The organism is Arthrobacter sp. UYEF20, assembly GCF_040546335.1.
In the GTDB taxonomy this organism is placed as follows: domain Bacteria; phylum Actinomycetota; class Actinomycetes; order Actinomycetales; family Micrococcaceae; genus Arthrobacter.
The window spans coordinates 75,128-99,578 of record NZ_JBEPNP010000010.1; the positions used below are offsets into that span (position 1 = coordinate 75,128).

General features: G+C 64.3%; 19 protein-coding genes, 1 pseudogene and 1 other annotated feature. Of the genes and pseudogenes, 5 read left to right on the top strand and 15 right to left on the bottom strand.

What is annotated here, in order from left to right:
• Positions 1–923: 923 nt before the first annotated feature.
• Positions 924–2,107 (top strand): IS3 family transposase gene (locus tag ABIB26_RS12780; protein ID WP_354243509.1). Its coding sequence is split into 2 segments (ribosomal slippage): positions 924–1,185 and positions 1,185–2,107, totalling 1,185 coding nucleotides; the frame shifts between segments, so codons are not numbered across the junction.
• A gap of 288 nt (positions 2,108–2,395) precedes the next feature.
• On the opposite strand, the gene ABIB26_RS12785 is transcribed toward ABIB26_RS12780, so the two are convergent.
• The 6 genes and pseudogenes from ABIB26_RS12785 to ABIB26_RS12810 all read right to left on the bottom strand — a co-directional run.
• Positions 2,396–2,668 (bottom strand): hypothetical protein, encoded by a 273-nt coding sequence (locus tag ABIB26_RS12785; protein ID WP_354243510.1) that lies wholly within the window; start codon positions 2,666–2,668, stop codon positions 2,396–2,398.
• An 89-nt stretch (positions 2,669–2,757) separates the two neighbouring features.
• Positions 2,758–4,515, bottom strand: coding sequence for a thiamine pyrophosphate-dependent enzyme (locus ABIB26_RS12790; RefSeq protein ID WP_354243723.1), 1,758 nt, complete (start codon positions 4,513–4,515; stop codon positions 2,758–2,760).
• Positions 4,516–4,781: 266 nt separating this feature from the next.
• Complete coding sequence (locus ABIB26_RS12795) at positions 4,782–6,296, bottom strand: amino acid permease (protein WP_354243513.1); 1,515 nt, start codon at positions 6,294–6,296, stop codon at positions 4,782–4,784.
• Positions 6,297–6,370: 74 nt separating this feature from the next.
• Positions 6,371–7,315 (bottom strand): glutaminase, encoded by a 945-nt coding sequence (locus ABIB26_RS12800; RefSeq protein ID WP_354243516.1) that lies wholly within the window; start codon positions 7,313–7,315, stop codon positions 6,371–6,373.
• Complete coding sequence (locus tag ABIB26_RS12805) at positions 7,312–8,910, bottom strand: PucR family transcriptional regulator (RefSeq protein ID WP_354243517.1); 1,599 nt, start codon at positions 8,908–8,910, stop codon at positions 7,312–7,314. Before ABIB26_RS12805 ends, ABIB26_RS12800 begins: the two co-directional genes overlap by 4 nt.
• A 228-nt stretch (positions 8,911–9,138) precedes the next feature.
• Positions 9,139–9,444, bottom strand: a pseudogene (locus ABIB26_RS12810) (fumarylacetoacetate hydrolase family protein); the annotation flags it as partial.
• Between the two features lie 223 nt (positions 9,445–9,667).
• Here ABIB26_RS12810 and ABIB26_RS12815 point away from each other — a divergent pair.
• Both ABIB26_RS12815 and ABIB26_RS12820 read left to right on the top strand, forming a co-directional pair.
• Positions 9,668–9,982 carry a hypothetical protein gene (locus ABIB26_RS12815; protein ID WP_354243520.1) on the top strand — a complete coding sequence of 105 codons (315 nt, stop codon included), beginning with the start codon at positions 9,668–9,670 and terminating at the stop codon, positions 9,980–9,982.
• Positions 9,937–10,071: a sequence feature (AL1L pseudoknot), on the top strand. (Overlaps the previous gene by 46 nt.)
• A gap of 372 nt (positions 10,072–10,443) precedes the next feature.
• A complete protein-coding gene (locus tag ABIB26_RS12820; RefSeq protein ID WP_354243523.1) occupies positions 10,444–10,740 on the top strand; it encodes a hypothetical protein in 297 nt (98 codons plus the stop codon).
• A gap of 365 nt (positions 10,741–11,105) precedes the next feature.
• Here ABIB26_RS12820 and nrdF read toward each other — a convergent pair whose 3' ends face one another.
• The 8 genes from nrdF to ABIB26_RS12860 all read right to left on the bottom strand — a co-directional run bounded on the left by nrdF (position 11,106) and on the right by ABIB26_RS12860 (position 20,021).
• The gene (gene nrdF, locus ABIB26_RS12825) at positions 11,106–12,080 is read right to left on the bottom strand and encodes a class 1b ribonucleoside-diphosphate reductase subunit beta (RefSeq protein WP_354243525.1); all 975 of its coding nucleotides are present in this window, start codon (positions 12,078–12,080) and stop codon (positions 11,106–11,108) included.
• A gap of 95 nt (positions 12,081–12,175) precedes the next feature.
• On the bottom strand, positions 12,176–14,296 hold the full coding sequence (nrdE, locus tag ABIB26_RS12830; RefSeq protein ID WP_354243725.1) for a class 1b ribonucleoside-diphosphate reductase subunit alpha: 2,121 nt from the start codon (positions 14,294–14,296) through the stop codon (positions 12,176–12,178).
• Positions 14,297–14,352: 56 nt separating this feature from the next.
• Positions 14,353–14,844: a class Ib ribonucleoside-diphosphate reductase assembly flavoprotein NrdI gene (nrdI, locus tag ABIB26_RS12835; protein ID WP_354243528.1), complete on the bottom strand. Its 492-nt coding sequence runs from the start codon at positions 14,842–14,844 to the stop codon at positions 14,353–14,355.
• Positions 14,845–14,871: 27 nt separating this feature from the next.
• Complete coding sequence (gene nrdH, locus ABIB26_RS12840; RefSeq protein WP_354243531.1) at positions 14,872–15,117, bottom strand: glutaredoxin-like protein NrdH; 246 nt, start codon at positions 15,115–15,117, stop codon at positions 14,872–14,874.
• A gap of 523 nt (positions 15,118–15,640) precedes the next feature.
• Positions 15,641–16,150: a hypothetical protein gene (locus ABIB26_RS12845; RefSeq protein WP_354243534.1), complete on the bottom strand. Its 510-nt coding sequence runs from the start codon at positions 16,148–16,150 to the stop codon at positions 15,641–15,643.
• Positions 16,151–16,438: 288 nt separating this feature from the next.
• Positions 16,439–17,836, bottom strand: a complete 1,398-nt coding sequence (locus tag ABIB26_RS12850) for a class I SAM-dependent methyltransferase (RefSeq protein WP_502913661.1) — start codon at positions 17,834–17,836, stop codon at positions 16,439–16,441.
• Positions 17,833–18,564, bottom strand: a complete 732-nt coding sequence (locus ABIB26_RS12855; RefSeq protein ID WP_354243538.1) for a DUF1365 domain-containing protein — start codon at positions 18,562–18,564, stop codon at positions 17,833–17,835. The genes ABIB26_RS12850 and ABIB26_RS12855 overlap by 4 nt, the downstream gene beginning before the upstream one ends.
• Positions 18,561–20,021 (bottom strand): NAD(P)/FAD-dependent oxidoreductase, encoded by a 1,461-nt coding sequence (locus tag ABIB26_RS12860; protein ID WP_354243541.1) that lies wholly within the window; start codon positions 20,019–20,021, stop codon positions 18,561–18,563. Before ABIB26_RS12860 ends, ABIB26_RS12855 begins: the two co-directional genes overlap by 4 nt.
• A gap of 305 nt (positions 20,022–20,326) precedes the next feature.
• On the opposite strand from ABIB26_RS12860, the gene ABIB26_RS12865 reads away from it, so the two are divergent.
• Entirely contained in the window at positions 20,327–21,238 is a 912-nt protein-coding gene (locus ABIB26_RS12865) for a LysR family transcriptional regulator (protein ID WP_354243731.1), read from the top strand.
• A 247-nt stretch (positions 21,239–21,485) separates the two neighbouring features.
• Positions 21,486–21,992, top strand: coding sequence for a DUF2004 domain-containing protein (locus ABIB26_RS12870; RefSeq protein ID WP_354243544.1), 507 nt, complete (start codon positions 21,486–21,488; stop codon positions 21,990–21,992).
• A gap of 91 nt (positions 21,993–22,083) precedes the next feature.
• Here ABIB26_RS12870 and metE read toward each other — a convergent pair whose 3' ends face one another.
• Positions 22,084–24,432 carry a 5-methyltetrahydropteroyltriglutamate--homocysteine S-methyltransferase gene (metE, locus tag ABIB26_RS12875; protein WP_354243547.1) on the bottom strand — a complete coding sequence of 783 codons (2,349 nt, stop codon included), beginning with the start codon at positions 24,430–24,432 and terminating at the stop codon, positions 22,084–22,086.
• Positions 24,433–24,451 lie beyond the last annotated feature (19 nt).

Here is a 24,451-nt window from a genome sequence, read left to right on the forward strand (position 1 = left end):
CCACTCCCGCCGGCGTGCTGCCGTCCAAAAGGGCCGTGACCAAGTTGGGCGAGCTGCGGGAAGAATGTGCACACCGGGTTTCCGGTAATTCCACTGTCATGATCCGTGAGCCGAACGGGAGGCTTCGCTGGTGGACATGGGCTGGAGCTCGTGCCAACGCCGTGCTAGTAGATCGACACCGCCCGGGTCGGCGAGGAATCCCCGGCACCCGAGGCGCAATAACCAGTCTGAAGCTCGTTAGTCAATCCCCGCGGCTAGGCTGTCCATATGAACGACACGGCTGCTCCGATCGCTATCCTCGAAGCATCAGCTGAGGGAGCTCGACGCGGATGCCGATTCGGTCAGGCAACACGAGCAGGAAGATGGCTACATGGCTGGAAGCTCACAAAGCGGGCCCTGCACGACTTCCCGTGCAGGGCCCGCTTTGGTGGCAGCCAAAGGACCAAAAGCCCAAATACGTTTGTCAAAGACTAAGTAATTGGCAGAAGGACCATGCGTTTGGCGATCTAAACCTCTGGTCGACCAGCCGTCCATTTGGAAGACATCCAACTAGACGATGCGTTTCTTCCAACTAGGTAGAGGTTCTTCCAACTAGGTCGACATCTCACAGAGAATGTGAGATGTAGATCTAATTGGAAGCACTTGCAACAACGAATCCGCGGAATGCCGCGGGGCGCCTGCCCGATGGTCTGGTCATAGTGGGCCGTTTAGTTGAAAGTTTGTAGCGCCGGTTCGTAGTTCGCCGAGTTGGTCTGCTGTGCCAACTTTCTGGCCTATTTCGGCGCACAAACTCCGGCACGGCGCAGCGGCGGGGCTAGAGACCCCGTGATCCTTACTGCGCAGATCTTGGTGATTGAGCTGCCGCGGAGATGTGGGACAGTGGGCCCTCTTAAAATGGGGGTCTACCGAAAGTAGAGATCAGCATGACCGCATCACGCAAGCGATTTACCCAGGAGTTCAAGGACGAGCTGTGCCGCGAGGTGATCAACACGTCCAAGCCGATCAAGGACGTGGCCACCGCGTACGGTGTCGGCCCCGAGACGCTCCGCAACTGGCTGGTCAAGTACCGCGAGGCCAACGGCGGCACGGAGGCGGATCTGACGGTGTCGGAACGGGCCCGGCTGAAGGAGCTCGAGCGTGAAGTTCAAGAGCTGCGGGCGGAGACTGCCTTCCTGAAAAAAGCCAGCGCTTACTTCGCGCGGGAGCAGCGGTAGTGAGCAAGTATGAATTCATCGATTCCCAAAAGGCTGAGCCCGCCAACCTGTATTCGGTGGTGAAAATGTGCCGCTGGCTGGCCGTCTCGACGTCCGGTTTCTATCACTGGGCCACACGTCCACAATCGGCCACGTCGGCCCGCCGCCAGGCCCTGACAGCGCGGATCCAGCACTACTTCGAGGAGTCCGACGGCACCTACGGCTACCGGCGCATCCACGCCGATCTCGCCGCGGAACAGACCGAGTGCTCGCCCGAGTTGGTGCGGCAGATCATGCGCCACCAGGGCCTTGTGGCCTGTCAACCACGCCCGTTCCGCATCACCACCGAGGCTGACGCTGAGGCAGCCGCGAGCATGCCCGACCTCGTCAAGCGGGACTTCACCGCCGACCGCCCCGGGGTGAAGTTCGTCGGCGACATCACCTATATCCACACCTGGCAAGGGTTCGTCTACCTCGCTACCGTCATCGACTGCTACTCGAAGAAAGTCGTCGGCTGGTCCATCGCCGATCACATGCGCGCCGAGCTCGTCGCCGATGCGCTCAAGAACGCCGCCGCTACGACCCGGATCGAGCCGCTCGCGATCTGGCACTCCGATCGGGGCAGCGTCTACACCTCGACCGATTTCAGGGCCTTGGTGGCCGGCCTGGGCATGCGCTCGTCGATGGGACGCACCGGCGTGTGCTGGGACAACAGCATGGCCGAATCGTTCTTCTCAGCCCTGAAAAACGAGCGTGTTTATCGGACCGTTTACGCGACTAAATCACAAGCGCGGAGCGACGTCATTCGCTACATCGAGGGGTTTTACAACAGCCGGCGCCGTCACTCCGCGCTCGGTTACCGGCGGCCCAACGAAGTCCACTATGGTTATCAACAGCCAGCCTTGGCAGCGTAGAAGAATCCACTAATTCCGCTGTCCGAAATCTCCGCGGCAGCTCAGATCCCTTCAGGGACGAGTACGAAGAGTCGGGCATGCGGCCGGGTCTGGCGGCGTGTGTATGAGGGCTGGCGGGAATACTGGCCGGTATCCATGAGGCACGGGCGAAGGTCCTGAGCCGGGTCGAGGCCCTTGTGGAGGCCCGCCCTCTTCATCCCGTCCTGACATCCAGCACCCGCGGCTTGACGAAAGACAACTGCGAAATCAGCGCCAGTCCCGCGCTCCAACGCCGTCCGCTGAGGAATTTTACTGACGCTGACCGGCTCGGTAAGCTCTGAGCGCATCTTCTCTGATCCACTTTCTGGTCAAGAAGACATCCAGAACACAAGACACGGCGAAGGCGATCCAAAAAATCCACGCAGGTGCGAGGACCGCAAAAACCAATGCCATGACTACAAGGATCACGGCACCAGAGGCATAGTTGTAGATCCGCCGCCCGGGAGTAGCTCCCAGCGCTTCTTGCCGCTCGCGAAAGTAGTTCAGCATGGCGCCCCCAAAAATCCATTCGGAATATTCCATCAGCGTATCGTGCACCGGCCGTGGTTCTACTGGCAGCTGCCCAGGGGAAGCGGCCGTCGGAGTCGGGACTCCGACGGCCGCTAGTCTAGTCAGTAGGCTTTGACGCGCTGTTCGACGATGAGGTGGATGAGGGCAAACACCCCGTCCTGGTCGATGGCCTGAAGCGCTGCGTCGAGGGCGGCCGGCACGTCCTTGTCCCGGGTGACCGTGATGCCGAAACCGCCGAAGGCCTGGGCCATGAGGCCGAAATCAGGGTTCTTCAGCTGCGTACCCGAAACCCGGGACGGGTAGTGGCGTTCCTGGTGGGTGCGGATGGTGCCGTACTCCTGGTTGTCCATCACGATGATGAGCGGCGTGGCTCCGTACTGGGCGGCGGTGGCCAGCTCCTGGCCGTTCATGAGGAATTCCCCGTCGCCGGCGATGGTGACCACCCGGCGCTGCGGGCTGGCCAGCGAGGAGGCGATGGCGGAGGGCACGGAATAGCCCATGGATCCGTTTCTGGCGCTGATCATGGAGGCGTAGCGCCGGGTGGGGAAGTACCGGTGCGCCCAGTTGGTGTGCTCGCCGGCCCCGAACGTCACCATGGCGTCCTCGGGCAGCCGCGGGACGAGGTTCGCCATCAGGGTGTCCATCTTTGCGGGCCCTACGCCCGGTGTGGCCGGGGGCAGGCTTGCGAAGGACGTCTGCTCGGCGCGCATCCGGGCCGTCCATGCTTTCCACTCGTCTTTCACGGGCAGGTCGATTTCAAGGAGATCCCGGACGAAGGCGTCCGGTTTTGCCACAATCTGCCGTGAGACCGGGCCGGAGCGGCCGCGCAAAGAGGGATCTATGGTGACCAGGAAGTTCTGCTTGTTCCAGTCCTGCCTGCAGACAAAACCGTCCGTGATCACATCGCCCGGGACCGTTCCGACGAAAACGAGCAGGTCGGTTTCCTCAAGCAGGTCGTACGTGGGGCGGGGGCGGCCGTAGCCGATCGGGCCCACATAGGACGGGGAGTCGAAGGGTACTGTTCCCTGCGTGCGCCATTCCGCGGCGGCCGGGATATGGTGCTTTTCGAGCCATCCGGTGAGCTGATCGGCCGCGTCCTGGGTCCAGTCGTTGCCGCCCGTGACAAAAAGGGGCTTCGAGGACTTTGCAAGGGCTGCGGCCAGTGCTGCGGCATCGGTGGTGCTCATGCCGCCCGTGGCCACCGGGATGGTGGGGTGCAGGGCAGGATCCACCAGTTGGCGGATGATGTCTTCCGGCAAGCCCACCACAACCGGGCCGGGCCGACCGCTCATTGCCGCGAACATGGCTTCGGCAACGATCTCGGACGCCCGCTCGGCGTGATCGAGGACCATGACGCGCTTGGCTCCTGTGTCGAACCAAGCCTTGATATCAAATTCCTGGAACGCTTCCCGGTCCCGGTGCGCAAACGGGATCAGCCCGACGAAGAGCAGCATCGGGGTGGAGTCCTGCCAGGCCGTGTGCAGGCCAACGTGGGCGTTTGCCGCGCCAGGCCCGCGGGTGACCATGGCCACGCCCGGACGCTGGTTCATCTTGCCGTCCGCTTCGGCCATGTAGGCGGCGCCGCCCTCATGGCGGCAGACCACGGTCTCGATGTCGGAACCGTGCATCCCGTCGAGGACGTCCAGGAAGCTCTCGCCGGGAACAACGAAGGTGCGTTCGACGCCGTGGGCCACGAGGGAGTCAACAATTACGTGCCCGGCGGATTTCAGGGTACCGCCGCCATTCAGGTTCGCCGGGATAGTCGATGGGACGGGCTGTACGGGGCCTTGGTTGATGGTGTCGCCTTCGAACGGCTGCGTGTCGGTTGCGGTCATGGTTGCTGCGGACTCCGTTGTCATCACTTCTTGTCTTCTCGGATTGGGTTGGGTTGGTTGCGTTGGGTGAGGGTGCAGGGCAGTTCCGCTGGAACCAGCGGAACGATTGGTGGTGCCTAGTCTGTTTCCGGTCCGGTGCAGAAGAAGCAGCCGTCCTCGCAACTGTCTGTCGCCTGGCTTTCCGTAGGCGAAGTGTTGGGACTCAGCGGATTTAGTAGCTTCATGGGGGCTTTCAGTCCTTTGGTGAGGGGATTGGGCAGCCGAACCGGGGGCGGTGGCAGGGTAATCGCTTAGCGGATTGGAGTCCGGTTGGCCACCACGGGGGCGGCGCCCGTATAGCCCTTCCGGGTCTCGGCGATCTCGTGGATCCGCTTCCGACAGGCATACCAGCCGGCCACCATCAGGGCAGAGGCCACGAGGGTCACCAGCAGCGTGAGCGGCGAATCGATGAAGACCATGATCAGCACGCCGAGCAGGAACAGAAGCGACAGATAGCCGGTGTAGGGCGCACCGAACATCCGGAAGGAGGGGCGTTCCACCCAGCCCCTGTCCGCCCAGCGCTTGAGCTGGATCTGGCACACCACGATGGTGGCCCACGTGACGATGATTCCCACCGAGGCCACGTTCAGCACGATCTCGAAGGCCTGCGCGGGCACCAGATAGTTCAGCGGCACACCCAGCAGCGAGACCACCGCCGTGAGGGCGATGCCGCCGTAAGGGACGCCTGCCCTGTTCATGCGCTGGGCGAACTTCGGCGCCGAGCCGGCCATGGACATGGAGCGGAGGATGCGGCCCGTGGAGTAGAGGCCCGCGTTGAGCGAAGACAGGGCGGCGGTGAGGACCACCAGGTTCATGATGACGTCCACGCCCTGGATCCCCAGCGAGCCGAAGAACGTCACGAAGGGACTCACACCCTTCTCGTAGGACGTGTACGGCAGCAGCAGCGCCAGCAGGATGACGGAGCCCACGTAGAACACGGCGATGCGGAACACCACCGAGTTGATGGCCTTGGGCATGATCTTTTCCGGGTTCTCGGTCTCACCCGCGGCCGTGCCCACCAGCTCAATCGAGGCGTAGGCGAACAGCACACCCTGCATCAGGATGATCATCGGAAGCAGGCCGTTGGGGAAGATGCCGCCGTTGTCGGAGAGCAGGCTCAGCCCGACATCCTGGCCGTCCACCGGCGTGCCGAAGATGACAAAGTACGTGCCGATGATGAGGAACGCCCCCAGCGCCGCCACCTTGATCAGGGCGAACCAGAACTCGAGTTCGCCGAAGACCTTGACCGAGACGAGGTTGAGGCAAAGAACCACCACCAGCGCGATCAGGGCCCAGGCCCACTGCGGCACCGCCCCCATCCAGGGGACGTACTTGCCGAAGAAGTTCATGTAGAGCGCGGCGGCCGTGATGTCCACAATGGTGGTGGTGGCCCAGTTGATCCAGTAGAACCAGCCGGAGATAAAAGCCGCCTTCTCCCCGAAGAACTCACGGGCGTAGGACACGAACGAGCCCGACGACGGGCGGTGCAGCACCAGTTCGCCCAGCGCGCGGAGGATCAGGAAAGCGAAAAAGCCGCAGACGGCATAGGCGATCACCAGGGACGGCCCGGCGGCGTTGAGCCGGCCGCCGGCACCGAGGAACAGGCCGGTGCCGATCGCGCCGCCGATGGCGATCATCTGGATCTGCCGCGCCTTGAGGCCCTTGTGGTAGCCGGCGTCTTCGGCATGGATCAGGGCATCCGGGGCATGGGCGTGGCCGCCGTCGGCCTCGTACAAACCAACCTCGTCATTGGGGTTGCTGGGCATGGGTGTTCCTTTCGACCTGTCAAAGATCTAAATGGGGGTACTAGCGGGAAATTGTGGGGACAGCTGGGGTCAGGTCAGAAGACTGACCACCCGGTGCGGTCGGACAGATCAGCGAGGGCCGCTGTCCCGGCCAGGGAATTGCCTTTGGAATCCAGCCGGGGGCTCCAGACGCAGATGGCGCACTCGCCGGGGACGATGGCCAGGATGCCGCCGCCCACACCGCTTTTCCCCGGAAGGCCGACGCGGTAGGCAAACTCGCCGGCCGCGTCATACATGCCGCAGGTCAGCATGATGGAGCTGATGCGTTTCGCCTCGCTCCTGGAGACGACGGTTCCCTGTGCTCCGCGGCCGTCCTGTGCGAGGAAGAGGCCGGCCTTGGCCATCTCCACGCAGGTCATCATGATGGAGCACTGCCTGACGTAGTTCTCCACGACCGATTCGGCGGGCCGCCGCAGGTTGCCGAAGTCCTTCAGGAAGTGGGCGAGGGCCAGGTTGCGGCTGCTGTTGGCGAGCTCACTCTTTGCGGCCACCTCGTCGATGAACGGACTCTGTCTTCCATTCTGGTGACCCACCTGACCGGCGAGGAAGCGCAGGACCTGGCCGGCGGCGTCGGGAAATCTTTCCATCAGGTGGTCCGTGACCACCAGAGCGCCCGAATTGATGAACGGGTTCCGCGGAATCCCGTGCTCCACTTCAAGCTGCACAAGGGAGTTGAAGGACGTTCCTGACGGTTCGCGGAGCACCCGTGACCAGAGCGCATCGGGGTCATTGGCGCTGAGCGCCATGGCCAGGGTGAAGACTTTCGAGATGCTCTGGATGGAGAAGGGAAGATCGGCGTCACCGGAGCTGAACACGTCCCCGGACGTGGTGGCCACCGCAATTCCGAAACCGTCGAACGGCGGCGATGACAGGTGGGGGATGCTGGCGGGAACCGACCCTGCTTCACTCCGGGGCCGGTGGCTGCGGACAATGTCATCCAGGACCAGGCCAAGAGGCGGCGAATCGAGTGCTGTCATCATTTCTTGCCCAGATGCTCCTTATGCGTGCCGGCCCACTCCTGTATGTGAAGGAGGGCGACCAATGAATGGCGGGGATCGCTGAAGTTCAGGCCGGTAACCCGGCTGACCTTGCTGATCCTGTAGTAGACGGTATTCTTGTGCAGCTTCATCCGCTGGGCGCATGCGGCCACATCCAGCGACGCCTCGAAATAAGCCCGAAGGGTTTCGGCCAGCTCGCCATCGTCGCGGAGGAGAGCCCAGAGGCTGCGATGACGGAAGGCCGAGGCCGTGAAGTTCTCAACTGCTTCGTGGAAAAGGATGTCCGTTTCGAAATCGTCCACAGTGGCCACAGAGACGTCCCCGGACCGCCGCATGCAGCCGAGCAATGCCTCCGTTTTGCGGGTCACCGAATGAATCGACAGCAGATCGGGGGCGATTGGTCCCACTGCTGCGAATGGAGTGATGCCAAGATGCTTGCTGGCGTCCCTGACGATGGCCTCGGCAACGCTTCGAAGTCCGGCCTCGGCGTTGGTGGACTGGAGCGCCGGGATGATCACGGCGGTGTCGCCGTTGAACTGTCCCACTATGGCTGACGGTTTGTAGGCTGCCGCATGTATGGACGCGAGGTTGGCGAGCTCCCCATGTTTGAGGGCTGCATCGTCTGCCTGCGCTTCAGCGGCTGACATTCCTATCAGCATCAGCGCTGTTGGGCGGTCCGCGGGGATTTTCTCGCTGTGGGCGCTCGCCGCGGCTTCTGCCGGACCCGAAAGGATACGGACAATCCTGTCCTCGCGCATGTGCACCGACTGCTGGTTGCGGTAGCGGATGAGCTCGGCTGACACTCGCGCAGCTGATCCGGTCAATACATAGTCAACGTCCGCGCCGAAGCCATCCCCTGTTTCCTGGAGCCAGATGTATCCCATAACGCGATCGCCTGCGAACAAGGCGGTCGCGACGCGCTCCCTCAGACCGTCCTGGGGCCTGGCCGGAACCCTGACAGGCAGGCGGGTTCGATGCAGTTCGCGGTAGGCACCAAGATCCTTGAGGAGAAGTTCGTATTTGCGCGGACCACGCCGGGCCAGAATCGATGCCTTACGCAGCTCGTCGATGTCGTTCGACACCGTGGAGTAGGCCAGGACCTTGTTGGCAGCGTCCTCTATGACAACGTGGCTCGACGTCAGGCGGGCCGTCGTCTGAGCAATGGCGAACAGGTCTTCTTCCAACAGCGTCAGCACTTCGCTCTGGTAGCTGCGTGGCTGAATCCGGTCCTTGGCAATTGACAGGAGCCGGTCCCAGTCCGCGGCCGGGTCCACCAGAAAGAGACCCGTTCCGGCAGCCCGGAGCAGCTCTTCAGCTTCCCCTAATTCCTCGGGACTGCCCTTGACGGCCAGCACCAGGGGAGGATTCGTCAGAAGACGCCGCAGCGCCGGCAACGCAGAGCGTCCGCGAACCCCGATAAGCAGGACGAACGCAGCCCCGCCGTCGGAAGTCTCGTCGTCGGCGTCAACGATCAGGAAGCGCTCGATCGGAGAATCGGCGCGGGACGGTCGAAGAATGAGACTGGCGAAACCCAGAGGGAGATCCGACAGGATGTCGTCCACTGTAGCTGCGGCCATGTGCTTCCTTCTGACATTTGACACCCGTCCGGACGGCTCTGTCCGTACACCCAATGCTATCCAGAGCAAAGCCCGGAAAGTATGTATACGGGCCTAAAACCAGCGGTGCCTTTTCGGTCCCGGAACCAATGCCAACCCGCTAAGGACGACGGCGGGAGCTTCCCGCCGTCGTCCTCATCAGTTGCAGCCTTCCGCGGCCAGTCGGGCCGCCTTACCCCGTGTCGGATATCAAGCGGTGAGCGCGGATTCCTGGACCAAGCGCTGGTCATGCAGATAATCGAACAGCTGCCGCAGGCCGAACGACCATTCCGGCAGCTCTTCCGCAGAGCCCACCCAGTTGACGAGAGCCCCGAGATGGCTGCTGCGGATGGTCACAACGTCGCCCAACTGCTGCGTGAACCCCTGCCCCGGCTCGTCCCTGTCCTGGGTCGGGGCGAAAAGGGTGCCTGTGAACAGCGCGAACCCGTCCGGGTACTGGTGGTGCTTTCCGAACGTCGCCGCCACGAGCTCTTCGAACGGCCGGCTGATCCTGGCGGTGGGGAAGCTCAGCTCGGCCGATGCACTCAGCGCACTCAACCAGATCGTGGATGTTGTGCGCGAGTCGATCCAGATCCACCAGACGGAGAGCACGAAGCGCGAGAAACTCAAGACGTATCGAGAGATCGAAGTCGCGCGGATCAAGGCATCCGAGAAGAATCTGCGGGAGTGAACCGTGCCGGGTTTGATGCCGCTTCCTTTTTTGTGAAGGATAGCGATTATGCCCAAGCGATACCCCCAGGATCAGCGTGAGCGTGCCGTGCGGATGGTCCTGGACCACCTCGGTGAGTACGACTCCGTTTTTGCCGCCTGTTCTGCCATCGGCCCGAAGCTGAACATCGGCAGGGAGTCCCTGCGCCGGTGGGTTCTCCAGGCCCAGGTCGACGCGGACGAACGCCCCGGCGTCAGCAGTGCCGATCAGGCCCGGATCAGGGAGCCGGAGAGCGAGAACCGTGAGCTGCGGGAGGCAAACGAGATCCTGAAGAAAGCCTCAATTTTCTTCGCGAGGGAGCTCGACCCTCGCCGCCGCAAATAGCCGGATTCATCGACGAACTGCGTGCCGATGGCCACGGGGTCGAGCCGACCTGCAAGGTCCTGCGTGAGCAGGGCGTGCAGGTTGCCCCGCGGACCTACCGGTCCTGGAAAGCCAAAGCACCCGCCGCCCGGACCGTCACGGACGCCGCCATCGTCAAGGCGCTAAAGGACACGGCGTAGACACCGGAATCCCTGTACGGACGGCGGAAAATGACCGCCTGGTGAGAATGTCAATCAGACACGAGCCCAATTTGCCCTGGTATCGCAGTCTGATCGGGGACCAAGCAGTGGCCTCATTCCCGCGTGGGTCAGGAACGTCAAACGCGCAGGGCACAACGCAGAGGTCGGTGGATCTCACCGCCGGTGTCTGGCACTGGATGAGCATCGGGGCGGACTGGCTTTCACAGCCTCCCCATAGGCAATCGGTGCCCTGTTCCCATGTGGGGAGCCCATGATCAGGGTATGAGCGCATGGAGAAGAAAAATAGTTCCCGGGCTGGCAGCCGTCGCGGGGTTTCTCCTGGTCGCAGCCGGCGTGGCCGGAATCGATGAAATGGCCAACGCCAAAATACCGGGTCTGGCCACCGGAACCGTCCAGACAACGACCATGAACACCGAGCCGGGGCTTGAGCATGTCCTTCTGGCTGGCCTGAACCAGGGCACACTTCCCGGTGGTTTCCCGAATGATGAACCCCGGGAAGACAAGTACGACGAAAACTATCTTGAAACACTCCACTTCCAGCCACGTCCCCCGGCCTGAGAACACCGGACCACCAGCAGGCCATCGATACCGGAACGAAGAACTTCATGAGCCGCGTCAAGGGCTACTGGTACTGCAGCACCGCGCTGGCCATCACTTGGGCTATGGTCCTGATGCTGGTTCTCAGCATTCGCGGACCGTCCGGTGAGCAACCCTTCCTGTTGGTCTTCGCCGGATACTGCCTCGGATGGGTTTCAACCACGATCGCGAGATAATTTTATCCCCCTCCTGCGCGCTGGGCCCCCCGGGAATCCTGGCTAGGAATCCTCAGCTGCGGTGCTCCCGGAACGCTCCGTCACTGTTCGAAATCGCGGTCGCTCATCGGCTGCTGAAGCCTGGCCAGTTGTGGCCAGGAGGGCCGAGAACTAGAAGTCCCAGTCGTCATCCTCGGTATTAACAGCCTTGCCAATCACGTAAGAAGACCCGGACCCCGAGAAGAAGTCGTGGTTCTCGTCGGCATTGGGCGACAGCGCCGAGAGGATCGCCGGGTTCACGTCGGTGACGGATGCCGGGAACATGGCCTCGTAGCCCAGGTTCATCAGCGCCTTGTTGGCGTTGTAGTGCAGGAACTTCTTGACGTCCTCGGCCAGGCCGACGGAGTCGTAGAGGTCGTGCGTGTACTGGACTTCGTTCTCGTACAGCTCAAAGAGCAGCTCGAACGTGTAGTCCTTGATCTCCTGCTTGCGCTCCTCGGTCAGGCCCTCGAGGCCCTTCTGGAACTTGTAGCCGATGTAGTAGCCGTGGACGGCCTCGTCGCGGATGATCAGGCGGATCAGGTCGGCCGTGTTCGTCAGTTTGGCCCGTGAGGACCAGTACATCGGCAGGTAGAAGCCCGAGTAGAAGAGGAAGCTCTCCAGCAGCGTGGAGGCCACCTTGCGCTTCAGGGGATCGTCGCCCTGGTAGTAGTCCATGACGATCTGGGCCTTCTTCTGAAGGTTTACGTTTTCGGTGGACCAGCGGAACGCCTCGTCGATCTCCTTGGTGGATGCCAGTGTGGAGAAGATGGAGGAGTAGCTCTTCGCGTGCACGGACTCCATGAAGGCAATGTTCGTGTAGACAGCCTCTTCGTGCGGGGTGATCGCATCCGGAATCAACGAGACGGCGCCGACAGTGCCCTGGATGGTGTCCAGCAGGGTCAGACCGGTGAACACGCGCATGGTGAGCTGCTGCTCGTCCGGGGTCAGCGTCGCCCACGACTGCACGTCGTTGGACAGCGGGATCTTCTCCGGCAGCCAGAAGTTGTTGACCAGGCGGTTCCAGACGTCCACGTCCTTGTCATCCTGAATGCGGTTCCAGTTGATCGCTTCAACGTGGCTAAGCAGCTTGACCTTCTCGGTCATGTCATCCCCTAAAAGTTGAGTTCTTCGTGAAGTTAAGCGTACGACGGCGGGCGGGCTCCCGCCGTCGTACTTCAGCAGATATCAACCGATATCGGTTACAACATACAGCTGACGCAGTTGTCCACCTCAGTCCCTTCCAGCGCGAGCTGGCGGAGACGGATGTAGTAGATGGTCTTGATGCCCTTCTTCCAGGCGTAGATCTGGGCCTTGTTGATGTCGCGCGTGGTGGCGGTGTCCTTGAAGAACAGTGTCAGGGACAGGCCCTGGTCCACGTGCTGCGTGGCAGCGGCGTAGGTGTCGATGACCTTCTCGTAGCCGATCTCGTACGCGTCCTGGTAGTACTCCAGGTTGTCGTTCGTCAGGTACGGCGCCGGGTAGTACACGCGGCCCAGCTTGCCTTCCTTGCGGATCTCGATCTTGGACGCCACCGGGTGGATCGAGGAGGTGGAGTTGTTGATGTAGCTGATCGAGCCGGTCGGCGGGACGGCCTGCAGGTTCTGGTTGTAGATGCCGTGCTCCATGACGGAGGCCTTGAGCTCGCGCCAGTCATCCTGGGTGGGGATGTGGATGTTCTTGAACAGCTCTGCGACCTTCTCGGTCTGCGGGACCCATTCCTGCTCGGTGTACTTGTCGAAGAACTCGCCGGAGGCGTACTTGGACTTCTCGAAGCCGCCGAAGGTCTGGCCGGTCTGGATGGACAGCCTGTTGGAGGCCCGGATGGCGTGGTACACCACCGAGTAGAAGTACATGTTGGTGAAGTCCAGACCCTCTTCGGAGCCGTAGTGGACCCGCTCGCGGGCCAGGTAGCCGTGCAGGTTCATCTGGCCAAGGCCGATGGCGTGGCTCTGGTCATTGCCGCGGGCGATCGAGGGCACCGAGGTGATGTTGGACATGTCCGAAACGGCCGAGAGGGCGCGGATGGCGGTCTCGATGGTCAGGCCGAAGTCCGGCGAGTCCATGGCCTTGGCGATGTTCAGCGAACCCAGGTTGCAGGAGATGTCCTTGCCGGTCTGGTCGTAGGACAGGTCATCGTGGTACGTCGTGGGCTGGCTGACCTGGAGGATCTCGGAGCACAGGTTGGACATGATGATCTTGCCGTCGATCGGGTTTTCCCGGTTCACGGTGTCCTCGAACATGATGTACGGGTAGCCGGATTCGAACTGGATCTCGGCGAGCGTCTGGAAGAACTCGCGCGCCTTGATCTTGGTCTTCTTGATCCGGGAATCGTCCACCATCTCGTAGTACTTCTCGGTGACCGAGACGTCGGAGAACGGCATCCCATAGACGCGTTCGACGTCGTACGGGGAGAACAGGTACATGTCCTCGTCGCGCTTGGCCAGCTCGAAGGTGATGTCCGGGATCACGACGCCGAGCGAGAGGGTCTTGATGCGGATCTTCTCGTCCGCGTTCTCGCGCTTGGTGTCCAGGAAGCGGTAGATGTCCGGGTGGTGCGCGTGCAGGTACACCGCGCCGGCTCCCTGGCGGGCGCCGAGCTGGTTGGCGTACGAGAAGCTGTCCTCGAGGAGCTTCATCACGGGGATGACGCCGGAGGACTGGTTCTCGATCTGCTTGATCGGCGCGCCAACCTCGCGGATGTTGGTCAGCGCGAACGCCACGCCGCCGCCGCGCTTGGACAGCTGCAGGGCGGAGTTGATGGAACGGCCGATCGACTCCATGTTGTCTTCGATGCGGAGCAGGAAGCAGGAGACCAGCTCGCCGCGCTGGCGCTTGCCGGCGTTGAGGAAGGTGGGCGTGGCCGGCTGGAAGCGGCCTTCGATGATCTCGTCCACCATCTGCAGCGCGAGCTGCTCGTCGCCGCGGGCCAGGTGCAGGGCCACCATGCAGACGCGGTCCTCGTAGCGCTCCAGGAAGCGCTTTCCGTCGAACGTCTTCAGCGTGTAGGAGGTGTAGAACTTGAAGGCGCCCAGGAAGGTCTCGAAGCGGAACTTCTTCTTGTATGCGCGGTTGTAGAGCTCGCGGATGAAGTTCATCGTGTACTGGTCGAGGGTTTCACGCTCGTAGTACTCGTTCTTGACGAGGTAGTCGAGCTTTTCCTCGAGGTCGTGGAAGAACACGGTGTTGTTGTTCACGTGCTGCAGGAAGTACTGGTGCGCAGCCTCGCGGTCGGCCTCGAACTGGATCTCCCCGTTGGGGCCGTAGAGGTTCAGCATGGCGTTGAGCTCGTGGTAGCCCAGACCCTTGTACGCGGCCGGCATCTCGTGCTTCTCGTGCTTCTCGACGGCGGTGGGCGCGTGCGAGCCCGGGCCCTCAGTTACTGCTGTGTCTGCGACAGTCGTGTCCAAAACTCTTCCAATCCTTGATGAACCCTGATGACGTCTTCCGGCGTCCCCATGAGTTCGAACCTGTATAGGTGGGGAACCCGGCATTTCGCGGCGATGATGCCCCCCGCCATGCAGTAGTTGTCCCCGAAATTCGTGTTCCCCGCCCCGATCACTCCGCGGATCAGCTTCCTGTTCCTCGGATCATTCAGGAAGCGGATCACCTGCTTCGGAACGGATCCCTCTCCCCCGGTGCCGCCGTACGTGGGCACCACCAGCACGTAGGGTTCGGCTGCCACGAGCGGGGCGTCCCTCGCGTGGAGGGGGATCCGGGCGGTGTCGATGCCCAGCTTCCTGACGAAGCGTGCGGTGTTCTCCGAGGTGGAGGAGAAGTAGATGAGGTGGCTGGTGGTCTGGACTTCCGTCCTGGGGACGGAATCAGCTGCCACCGGTGCATCGGCCGTTGCCAGTGCGGCTGGAGCCATGGAAGTCACCTCATCAAAAGCTAAGTTTCAGGCTACGGCGACGGCGGCAGCCTGCGCCAGTTCTTCGATCTTGTCCGGGCGGAACCCGGACCAGTGGTCCTGGTCCGTGACGACAACCGGGGCCTGCAGGTAGCCGAGGGCCTTCAGGCGCTCGAGGGCCTCGGCATCCTGGGAGATGTCGACGCTCTGGTAGGTGATGCCCTTCTTGTCCAGCGCACGGTATGTCGCGTTGCACTGAACACAGGCCGGCTTCGTGTAAACCGTAACGGTCATGGTTCCTGTCCCCTTTTTCTTGCTAAGTCTGTGGTGCTTGATAAGTCTGTGGTTCGTCCTGGTGCGCCGATCCGGGACAGGACTCCTGATCCGTTACTGGCCGTACCCGGCGAGCCGCATCCGCGCTGTGTTTTCCAAGCTCTGTTTTCCAAGCTCTGTCTCGCTAGATATCCAGCTGGCAGCAGCTCCGCTCGAACTGTATGTCGATACTACATGTAGTGCAAGAGCCCGGTGAGGACCCCAAGATGATGTATTACAAGTATGTCATTTTACCCACCTTTAATCCACAGGCAGGGGGGTTCAAAATGTCCGGATTTCTGCTGTTTTCGAGGACGAAATCCACACCCTGTGGAGTACTTAGCCACAATTAACCGGCCCGCGTGTCGCGGTGTGGACGGCGTGTCGCGCGACTGGGGAACAGTGCCGCCGGGTGGCGGCAAACACCAGTCGCAGTGTCCGGGAACACGAAAAGTCGGGCCCCGTGGTGAACTGCACTCCGAATGTTGGATTCCCCCGGCTGCTGTCAGGAATGACGGTTCTTGAGAGCTTCCGTTGGGGGCGCGGGCGGTTCCCGGCGCCGAAGGCCGGTGCCGTCGCCGCCGACGTCGGCCGGGGATACCGGCGACTTGCGGGGCCAGACGCTGTAGCTGAGTGCCCAGATGAACTCGATAACGACGATGATCCCGAGCACGCCATGCCAACCGGTGAGCGCTTCGGTGCGGACGGGATCACCGACCCACCAGGTGATTCCGGCGATGATGCCCGTGGCGATGAGGGCAGCTGCGAGAGTACGGGCAACGTCGGCCCAGCACTGCTTCGCATACTGCCACCCGACGGCCTTCACCGGCACCGCTCCGCCCGCGAAGCGGTGGGCGAAACGCGTATCTGCCCACGCGACCATGCGGTGGCCGTAGCTCACGGAGAATCCGATGTAGAGCGCCGCCAGCCCGTGATGCCAGGAGGCCGTGGCCCCGGAGGCCAAGTGCGCGGTGACCGCGAGCAAAAGCACCACGTCGATGAGCGGAGCGCCCACAGGACTGCTGTGCCGAGGCGCCGGGAACCGAGGAGGTACCGGGCCGCCAGTCCGCCCAAGATGGCGACCCAGAAGCCGATCTCACAGGCAATGATTACCGCGAGGATCACAGCGGTCCGTTCGGTTGATACGACTGTCGTCAAGTGATGAGGTTGCCGTGGGCTGGCCGCCTCAAGCTCTCTGGCTGAGACGACTATATCGGAGCCACTACAGGTCCCGGATCTCCAGTCCCCGGACCACGAAAAAGGCGCGCACCGGGTGGTGCCCGCCTTTCACGGAGAAACTGTCCTAACCGGCGACAGGCCTATCCAGCACGATCTGCTGCACGTCGAGGTAGCCGGTCTCGAAGCCGGCGCGGCAGTAGCAGAGGTAGAACAGCCACATCCGCTGGAAGATCTCATCGAAGCCCAGGCCGCGGACCTCCTCGGCGCGGGCCATGAAGCGCTCCTCCCAGAGCCGCAGGGTCTGCGCGTAGTGCTCCCCCATCGCGAGGCGTTCGCGGACCCGCAGGCCGGTCTGCTTCTCGGTGATGTCCTCGATGGCGCGGACGGACGGAATGACGCCGCCGGGGAAGATGTACTTGTGCACCCAGGTGTAGCTGGAGCGGGTGGCCAGCAGCCTGTCGTGCGCGATCGTGATGGCCTGGATGGCCACCTTGCCTCCGGGAGCGAGGACCCGCTCGATCGTCTGGAAGTACGTCGCCCAGTACTCGTAGCCCACGGCCTCGATCATCTCCACGGAGACGACGGCGTCGTACTCGCCCTCGACGGCGCGGTAGTCCTTGAGCTCGATCGTGACGGCATCGGCGTAGCCGGCTTCGGCGACGCGCCGGCGGGCGAGCTCCTGCTGCTCGCTGGAGAGGGTGACCGAGTAGACCGTGGCGCCGCGCTGGGCGGCCCGGAGGGCGAGTTCGCCCCAGCCGGTGCCGATTTCCAGCACCCGGGTGCCCGCGCCGACGCCGGCCTTGTCCAGCAGCCGGTCGATCTTCGCCTGCTGCGCGGCGGCGAAGCCGTCCCACGCGACGCCCGTCAGCGCCTCGCCCGATTCCAGGAAGAGCGCGCTGGAGTACGTCATGGTCTCATCCAGGAACGTCGCGAAGAGTTCGTTGGAGAGGTCGTAGTGCCGCGAGATGTTCGAGCGCGTGTTCTGCTCGGTGTTGCGTTCCTTGCGCGGCTGGCGCGGCAGGTAGAGCGCACGCAGTTTCTGCAGCGGCTCGGGAACGAGCGATCCGACGCGGGCGGCAAAGACCCCCATGACGGCGGTGAGATCGTCAGCGTCCCAGTCACCGGCCATGTAGGACTCGCCCAGGCCGATCAGGCCGCCGTCGCCGAGCCGGGCCGCGAAGGCCGCCGGACGGTTCATGATCATGACGGGGTACGTGCGCCCCGGCGTGGCGGCCTTGCCGAGGACGGTGCCGTCGGGGTACCGGACTTCGAGCGGAAGCCGGCGGACGGCGGCCTTGAAGATGGCGTCCGCGGCCCGGCCGGCCACACGGGCCTTAAGACTTGAGGGCACCGTGGCGATGCTTGGCCAGATGGCGGCGTCGACGGTGCTGGGCGCCTGGGGAACCGTGTACGGCACAGCGCCTTCGGGGACAGTGCCCGCGGGGACAGCGACGGGGCCCGCAGCCGGTGTGGCCTCGTGTCCCCGCCCTGCGGCGGATCCGGTCGCTTCGGTAATAGTCACTGGACTGCCTCCTGTGAGGGGTGGTTTGGTTTTTTGATGATGGGCAGCCGACGTGCCCACAGCTTGATGCCCTGCCAGCGGATCTGGGCGCTCACCCGTAGGGGCGCCAGCGGAACCGCGAGCGCGGCGGCGAGGATGTTCCGCACGGTCGCTTCCCGGCGTTCGCCGTCCACTGTGGCGATGAAGGGCTGGTGCCCAACACGTTCGAGGACGATCGACACTGCCAGCCGTTCGGCGGGTTCCGGAAGTTTCATCCGGTACTCGCCCGCGACCTCGTTGAACGGTGAGACGTAGAAGGCCTTGGGCACGCTGGCCCGGCCGGCGTCGTCGGTTTCCAGCACGTAGCAATGCCGTTCGCCGTAGGTGTTGTGGACCTCGGCGACGACGCAGCGCAGCTCCCCGGCGCCGTCATGGCACCAGAACAGGCTCAGCGGGTTGAAGACGTGCCCGAACACCCGGGCGCTGGCCAGCATGGTGATCCGGCCGCCGTCGAGCTCGATCCCCCGGGTGGAAAGGAACCGTTCAACGTTGCCCCGGAGGGTGCCCGCCGGGTCCCCCAGGTGGTCCGCAACGGAGACGCCGGCCAGCGGCTTGAGGAACCGGGGCACCGCAGGGAGCCGGTCGACGTCGACGTACCAGCTGTAGCTGCGGTAGGTGAAGGCGTTGCGCAGCGGGGTGCGCCGCACATGCGCGATGGAGGTGCGGTAGATGGCTGCCGGTGCGCTCATGCGCGCCCCGCGGAGGCGGCGTGCAGATCCGGGTCGATGGCAACGGCACGGTACTGCCCGTTGAGCGCGGCTGCAGTCTCGGCTGCAGTATCGTCCGAGGACGCGTCCCAGTCGCGTCCGAGCCGTGCTGCGGCCCGGACCCCGGACAGGGCGCCGTCCTCGTGGAAACCCCAGCCGTGGTAGGCGCCGGCGAAGGCCAGCCGGCTGTCACCGAGTTCGAGGATCTGCTGCTGGGCCCTGAGTGACTCCGGAGTGTACTGCGGGTGCTCATAGACCATCCGGTCCAGCACGGTGCCGCCGGCGATGAGTCCGGATTCGCCCAGGCTCACGATGTAGGGCCGGCCGTCCGCCGGTTCCAACCGCTGCAGGCGCGTCATGTCGTAGCTGACCAGGACCTTGTCCGGCCGGGCGTCGCAGGACGGCAGGCGGTAGTTCCATGAGGCCTTGGCGTTGTCGCTGGTGGGCAGCACGGCGGCGTCGCGGTGGAAGACCGTGTGGTTCACCGAGTACGGCATCCCGCCCAGGGCTGCCTGCTCCGCGGGCGAGGCATCGGAGAGCATGCGCAGCGCCTGCTCGGGATGCGTGGCGATCACGACGGCGTCGAAGGTCTCGGTGTGGAAGTTGCCGGTGTTGGATGTGCCGGTGTTAGAGGCGGCGGTGTTGGATGTGCCGGCGCCCTGCTCCGTGGTCAGCTCCACTCCCCCCGGGTGCCGGCGGACTGCCGTGACCGGGCTGCCGAGGCGGATGTCCGGCAAGGTGGCGGCGAGCTTGTCCACATAGCTGCGGGATCCCCCGGTGACCGTGCGCCACTGGGGTGAGCCGGCGACCCCGAGCAGGCCGTGGTGGCCCAGGAAGGTGAACAGGTAGCGGGCCGGGTAGGCCAGCGCGGTGGTGGGGTCGCAGGACCAGACGGCGCTCACGATCGGGGTCATGAAGTGCGAGATGAAGTAGCGGCTGAACTTTTCGCGGGCCAGGAACTCGCCCAGGGTCAGCTCCGTCGCCGTCGCCGTCTCCGCGAGCAGGGCACGGGCCCGGCGGTAGAAACGCATGACCTCCACCATCATCAACAGGTACCGGCCGCGCAGCAGGGTGGACGGCCGGGGAATGATCCCGCGGCCCTTGGCCCGGGCACCGGCGTATTCGAGGCCGCAGCCGTCGCAGCGGATGGACATGCTCATTTCCGAGTCCTGGGTTTCCACGCCCAGCTCGGCGAAGAGCCGCAGCAGCGTGGGGTAAGTCCGCTCGTTGTGGACGATGAAGCCGGTGTCGACGCCGAGGACGGAGCCGTCGGCCTGCGGCACGTCGTGGGTGTGGGCGTGGCCGCCGAGCCTGGCATCAGCCTCGAAGAGGGTAACGCTGTCCTGCCGGTTCAGGACGTAGGCGGCCGTCAGTCCTGCCACACCGCTGCCAATGACGGCGATGCGCCGGCCCGCCGGGATCCCTGCTGCTTGCGACACTGATCTGCTCCTGTTTGGCTTTGCCGAATGTTGGCTCGCCTAAATTTGGCTTGCCGAAATCGTCCTGGTGAATCGTCTTATGGGCAATTCGTAACCACGGGGCAGCCGGATGAGTGTGAATTCCCAGCGGCCGCCCTCCCAGGGATTCTCCGGCATGAACCGCGCCGCGCCGTGGAGCATTCCGCACGTGTCCCGGCGCGGCCGGGCAGGGACAGCGGCGGCCGGGACGGCCGGATCGGCACGGATATGCCAGAATGAAGCGGGATTTCAGCTCCCGCCTCACTGCAGCCACTGAAGGGCAGCCCTTGATCAACCCCGTCCATCTGCGGACCCTCGTTGAAGTGATCCGCCTGGGTTCCTTCGCGGCGGCCGCCGGCAGGCTCGGCTACACGGCGTCGGCCGTCTCGCAGCAGATGTCCGCCCTCGAACGCGACACCGGGGTCACCCTGTTCCAGCGCTCGGCGCGCAGCATCCAGCCCACCGAAGCCGCCGTCGTCATGACGCGGCATGCGGCCAAGGTGCTCACCGACATCGAAGCGCTCATGGCCGCGGCCTCCCGTACCCAGGACTCCACGAGCCAGGAGCTCCGGCTCGGCATCTTCCCCAGCCTCGCCACCTATGTGCTGCCGCGGATCCTGCAGAACCCTGCGTGGAAGAAGCTCGGGATCGATCTCCGGGTCTCCGTGGCTGAACCCGCCCAGACCATCCAGGGCCTGCGCACCGGCGGCGAACTCGATGTGGCCCTGGTCTACCAGGTGGGCCAGTCCGGGCTCGCCTGGCCGCACACCGTGAACCGGCAGTGGATCGGCGACGACGACTTCCGGGTGGTGCTGCCTGCGGCGTGGGGCATCGGCACGGATTCGAAGGTCGCCGCGGACCACCTGTCCGACATGCCCTGGATTGTGCACCACCCGGGCACGTCCGACGCGACCGTGATCGAGCGGCTCTTCGCCAGCTGCAATCTGCACCCGCGGGTGGTGGCCTACAGCGACGACTTCCACGCCAGCCTGGAGATGGCGGCGGCCGGGCTGGGCGCCGCCCTGGTTCCCGAACTTGCCCTGCTGCACCGCCCGGCCGGGGTGGTGGTCCTGGACGTCCCGGAGATCCGGCTGGCCCGCAACGTCTTCGCCCTGCTGATCAACGAGAAGCAGACGGCCAAGGTTCAGCTGTTTGTCGAGCTGCTCGCCGACACCATGCACAAGCTCGGGACCGACTAGCCGGCGTCGGCCCCCCAACTGACCCGCAGTTGTTGTCGTTTTAAGCCCTGAGAACGACAACTATTGCGAGCCACTTGGGCGCTGATGATCCGGTGCCTGGTCCCGCTGTACGGCGGGTAGATCAGTTCCAGGGGCGGTCAGCATCCGGCGCAGATTGCGGAGCTGCTCCAGCCGCCAGGCCGGTCCGGTACCGGATAAAACCTTAGGGATGCTGGAATGGAGCGGTTTTCAGGACTATGTTGAAGATATGAACAAGGTAGCGAGCAAGCACTTCGGAGACGTCGAGCTCAACCACGGAAGGGACCATAATTTCACCGCCAAGCACGAACTGGCGGGTCATCCCGTGGAACTTGACCTGAATGTCAACGCGCATGACCGCTTCGACGAAGCCGCCATGCGCAAGGTTGACTACCGGCTGCGCTTCCTGCCTGAACTCGTGGACCAGGTCCGCGAAATGATCGCCGAGGAACTCGAGCAGGAGGGCACCAGCCCGCAGGAGTACCGGCACTTCCATTGCAACGCGATCAAGGACGAGCAGCTGCAGAAGGTGTTCGGCGTCCCGGACAAGAGCCAGCTCACCGACGAGGTCTTCCTCAAGGCGCTGAAGCTGGGCCACGTGGGCATCTTCCCCGGCCAGCCGGAACGCTACTTCGTGCTGGACTTCACCCTCGGCGTGCACTTCACCGACGAGGTCCTGGTGGCCTCCGCGGACGAGGACGGCGTTGTGGACGACGAGATCGTCTGGGAGTCCTGACTCCGCCGCGGTCCCAGGACACAGCTCACAGCACGACGCCGGCCGGTCACCTTGCGAGGTGACCGGCCGGCGTCGTACGTGCTTGAGCGTGCTACTTAGCCGCTTCCAGCAGCTGCGCGCGGACCGTCCGGGTGGCGTGGACCAGGTTGCGCAGGGACTCCTCAGTCTCGGCGTAGCCGCGGGTCTTCAGGCCGCAGTCCGGGTTGACCCAGAGCTGGCGGGACGGAACGTGCTTGACGGCGGTGCTGAGCAGTTCGGTGACTTCCTGCTCGCCGGGGACGCGCGGCGAGTGGATGTCGTAGACGCCCGGGCCCACGCCGCGGCCGAAACCGTGGGACTCGAGGTCGTGCACAACCTCCATGCGGGAACGGGCGGCCTCGATCGAGGTGACGTCGGCGTCGAGGCCGTCGATCGCGTCGATGATGGCGCCGAACTCGGAGTAGCACAGATGGGTGTGGACCTGGGTGCTGTCCCCGGCGCCGGCCGTGGACAGGCGGAAGGACTTCACGGACCAGTCCAAGTACGCGGCCTGGTCCGCCCGGCGCAGCGGCAGGAGCTCGCGCAGGGCGGGCTCGTCCACCTGGATGACCTTGATGCCGGCGGCTTCGAGGTCCGCGATCTCGTCCCGGAGGGCGAGGGCCACCTGGTTGGCGGTCTCGCCGAGCGGCTGGTCATCGCGGACGAAGGACCACGCCAGGATGGTGACCGGACCGGTGAGCATGCCCTTCATCGGCTTGTTGGTCAGGGACTGCGCGTACCTGGCCCATTCCACCGTGATCGGGGCGCTCCGGGTGACGTCGCCCCACAGGATGGAGGGCCGGGTGCAGCGCGAGCCGTACGACTGGACCCAGCCGTGCACGGTGACGTCGAAGCCTTCGAGGTTCTCGGCGAAGTACTGGACCATGTCGTTGCGCTCGGGCTCGCCGTGGACCAGGACGTCGAAGCCGAGCTCTTCCTGCAGCTCCACGACGCGCTTGATCTCGTCCTTCATGAGCTGCCCGTACTGCTCCGTGCTGAGCTCGCCCTTGTTGGCGCGGGCCCGGGCCGTGCGGATTTCGCCGGTCTGCGGGAAGGAGCCGATGGTGGTGGTGGGCAGCGGCGGCAGGTGCAGGGCCTCGGTCTGCGCGGCCTCCCGGACGCCATACTCGGAGCGGCTGAAGTCGGCGTCGGTCAGCGCGCCGGTGCGGGCCCGGACCTCGGCGCGGCGGACGCCCTGGGCGCCGGCGCGGTCGGCGATGATGCGGGCGGCTTCATCGATGGCCGGCTGGACATCCCTTGACGGGGCGCCGGTTGCCGGATCGGTCAGCAGGCCGGCGAGGGTGACAACCTCGGTGGCCTTCTGGTCGGCGAAGGCCAGCCAGCTGCGCAGCTGCGCGGACAGCTGGACTTCCTCGTCGACGTCGTGCGGGACGTGCTGTGTGGAGGTGGAGGTGCTGACGGCCAGCCTGGCGACTGACTTCTTCAGTTCGGCGATCTTCTTCGCGGAGGCCGCGAGATCGTTGCGCCAGATGTTGTGGCCGTCCACGACGCCGGCAACGAGGGTCTTGTTGCCCAGCGCGGCCAGGGCCGCGGCGGACGGGACCTCGCCCTTGAAGACGTCAAGGTGCAGTGCATCGATACCGGTGGCGGCAAGGGTGCCCAGCTGGCCGTTGAGCGCGCCGTAGGGGGTGGAGACGAACAGCTGCGGGCGGCTCGCCGCGCCGGAGAGGGCCTCGTAGGAACGTGCGACGGCGGCCTGGATCTCGACTGCGGGGATGTCCTGGTCCACCACCAGGGCGGGTTCGTCCAGCTGGACCCAGCTGGCGCCGGCGGCGGCGAGCTTCCCCAGCAGGGCGGTGTAAACGGGCAGGACGTCCTCGAGGCGGGACAGCGGGCTGAAACCGGCCGGGGCGTCGTCGGAGGCCTTGCTCAGCAGCAGGAAGGTGACCGGGCCGACGAGGTACGGGCGGGTCTCCACACCGTTGGCGAGGGCGTAGGCGAACTCCTCGACAATCCGGTTGGAGGTCAGCGCGAAGGACGTCTCCGGACCGATCTCGGGGACGAGGTAGTGGTAGTTGGTGTCGAACCACTTGGTCATTTCGAGCGGCTGCTGGTCCTTGGTGCCGCGGGCGAGGGTGAAGTAGCCGTCGATGTCGAGCTGGCCCTCGGCGTTGAGGAGCTTGCCGAAGCGGGCCGGCACGGCGCCGAGGTGGGCGGCGGCGTCGAGCACCTGGTCGTAGTAGGAGAAGGTGCCGGGAACGGCGGCGGCTTCGGTCAGGCCCAGGCCCTGGAGGCGCTTGGCGGTGCCGAGCTGGATTTCCTTGGCGGCGGCGTCCAGGGCGGCGGCGTCGATCTTGCCGGCCCAGTAGGCCTCGACGGCCTTCTTGAGTTCGCGGCGGCGGCCGATGCGGGGGTAGCCCAGGATCGAGGCGGAGGGGAAGGGGGTGTTCACTTCAGTCATGGGAAGTCCTTGGTGTTGG

Coding starts and splice junctions, on each gene's coding strand:
- ABIB26_RS12785 (WP_354243510.1), bottom strand. CDS start 2,668: ATGGAATATTCCGAATGGATTTTTGGGGGCGCCATGCTGAACTACTTT.
- ABIB26_RS12790 (WP_354243723.1), bottom strand. CDS start 4,515: ATGACAACGGAGTCCGCAGCAACCATGACCGCAACCGACACGCAGCCG.
- ABIB26_RS12795 (WP_354243513.1), bottom strand. CDS start 6,296: ATGCCCAGCAACCCCAATGACGAGGTTGGTTTGTACGAGGCCGACGGC.
- ABIB26_RS12800 (WP_354243516.1), bottom strand. CDS start 7,315: ATGATGACAGCACTCGATTCGCCGCCTCTTGGCCTGGTCCTGGATGAC.
- ABIB26_RS12805 (WP_354243517.1), bottom strand. CDS start 8,910: ATGGCCGCAGCTACAGTGGACGACATCCTGTCGGATCTCCCTCTGGGT.
- ABIB26_RS12815 (WP_354243520.1), top strand. CDS start 9,668: ATGCCCAAGCGATACCCCCAGGATCAGCGTGAGCGTGCCGTGCGGATG.
- ABIB26_RS12820 (WP_354243523.1), top strand. CDS start 10,444: ATGAGCGCATGGAGAAGAAAAATAGTTCCCGGGCTGGCAGCCGTCGCG.
- nrdF (WP_354243525.1), bottom strand. CDS start 12,080: ATGACCGAGAAGGTCAAGCTGCTTAGCCACGTTGAAGCGATCAACTGG.
- nrdE (WP_354243725.1), bottom strand. CDS start 14,296: ATGCCGGCCGCGTACAAGGGTCTGGGCTACCACGAGCTCAACGCCATG.
- nrdI (WP_354243528.1), bottom strand. CDS start 14,844: ATGGCTCCAGCCGCACTGGCAACGGCCGATGCACCGGTGGCAGCTGAT.
- nrdH (WP_354243531.1), bottom strand. CDS start 15,117: ATGACCGTTACGGTTTACACGAAGCCGGCCTGTGTTCAGTGCAACGCG.
- ABIB26_RS12855 (WP_354243538.1), bottom strand. CDS start 18,564: ATGAGCGCACCGGCAGCCATCTACCGCACCTCCATCGCGCATGTGCGG.
- ABIB26_RS12870 (WP_354243544.1), top strand. CDS start 21,486: ATGAACAAGGTAGCGAGCAAGCACTTCGGAGACGTCGAGCTCAACCAC.
- metE (WP_354243547.1), bottom strand. CDS start 24,432: ATGACTGAAGTGAACACCCCCTTCCCCTCCGCCTCGATCCTGGGCTAC.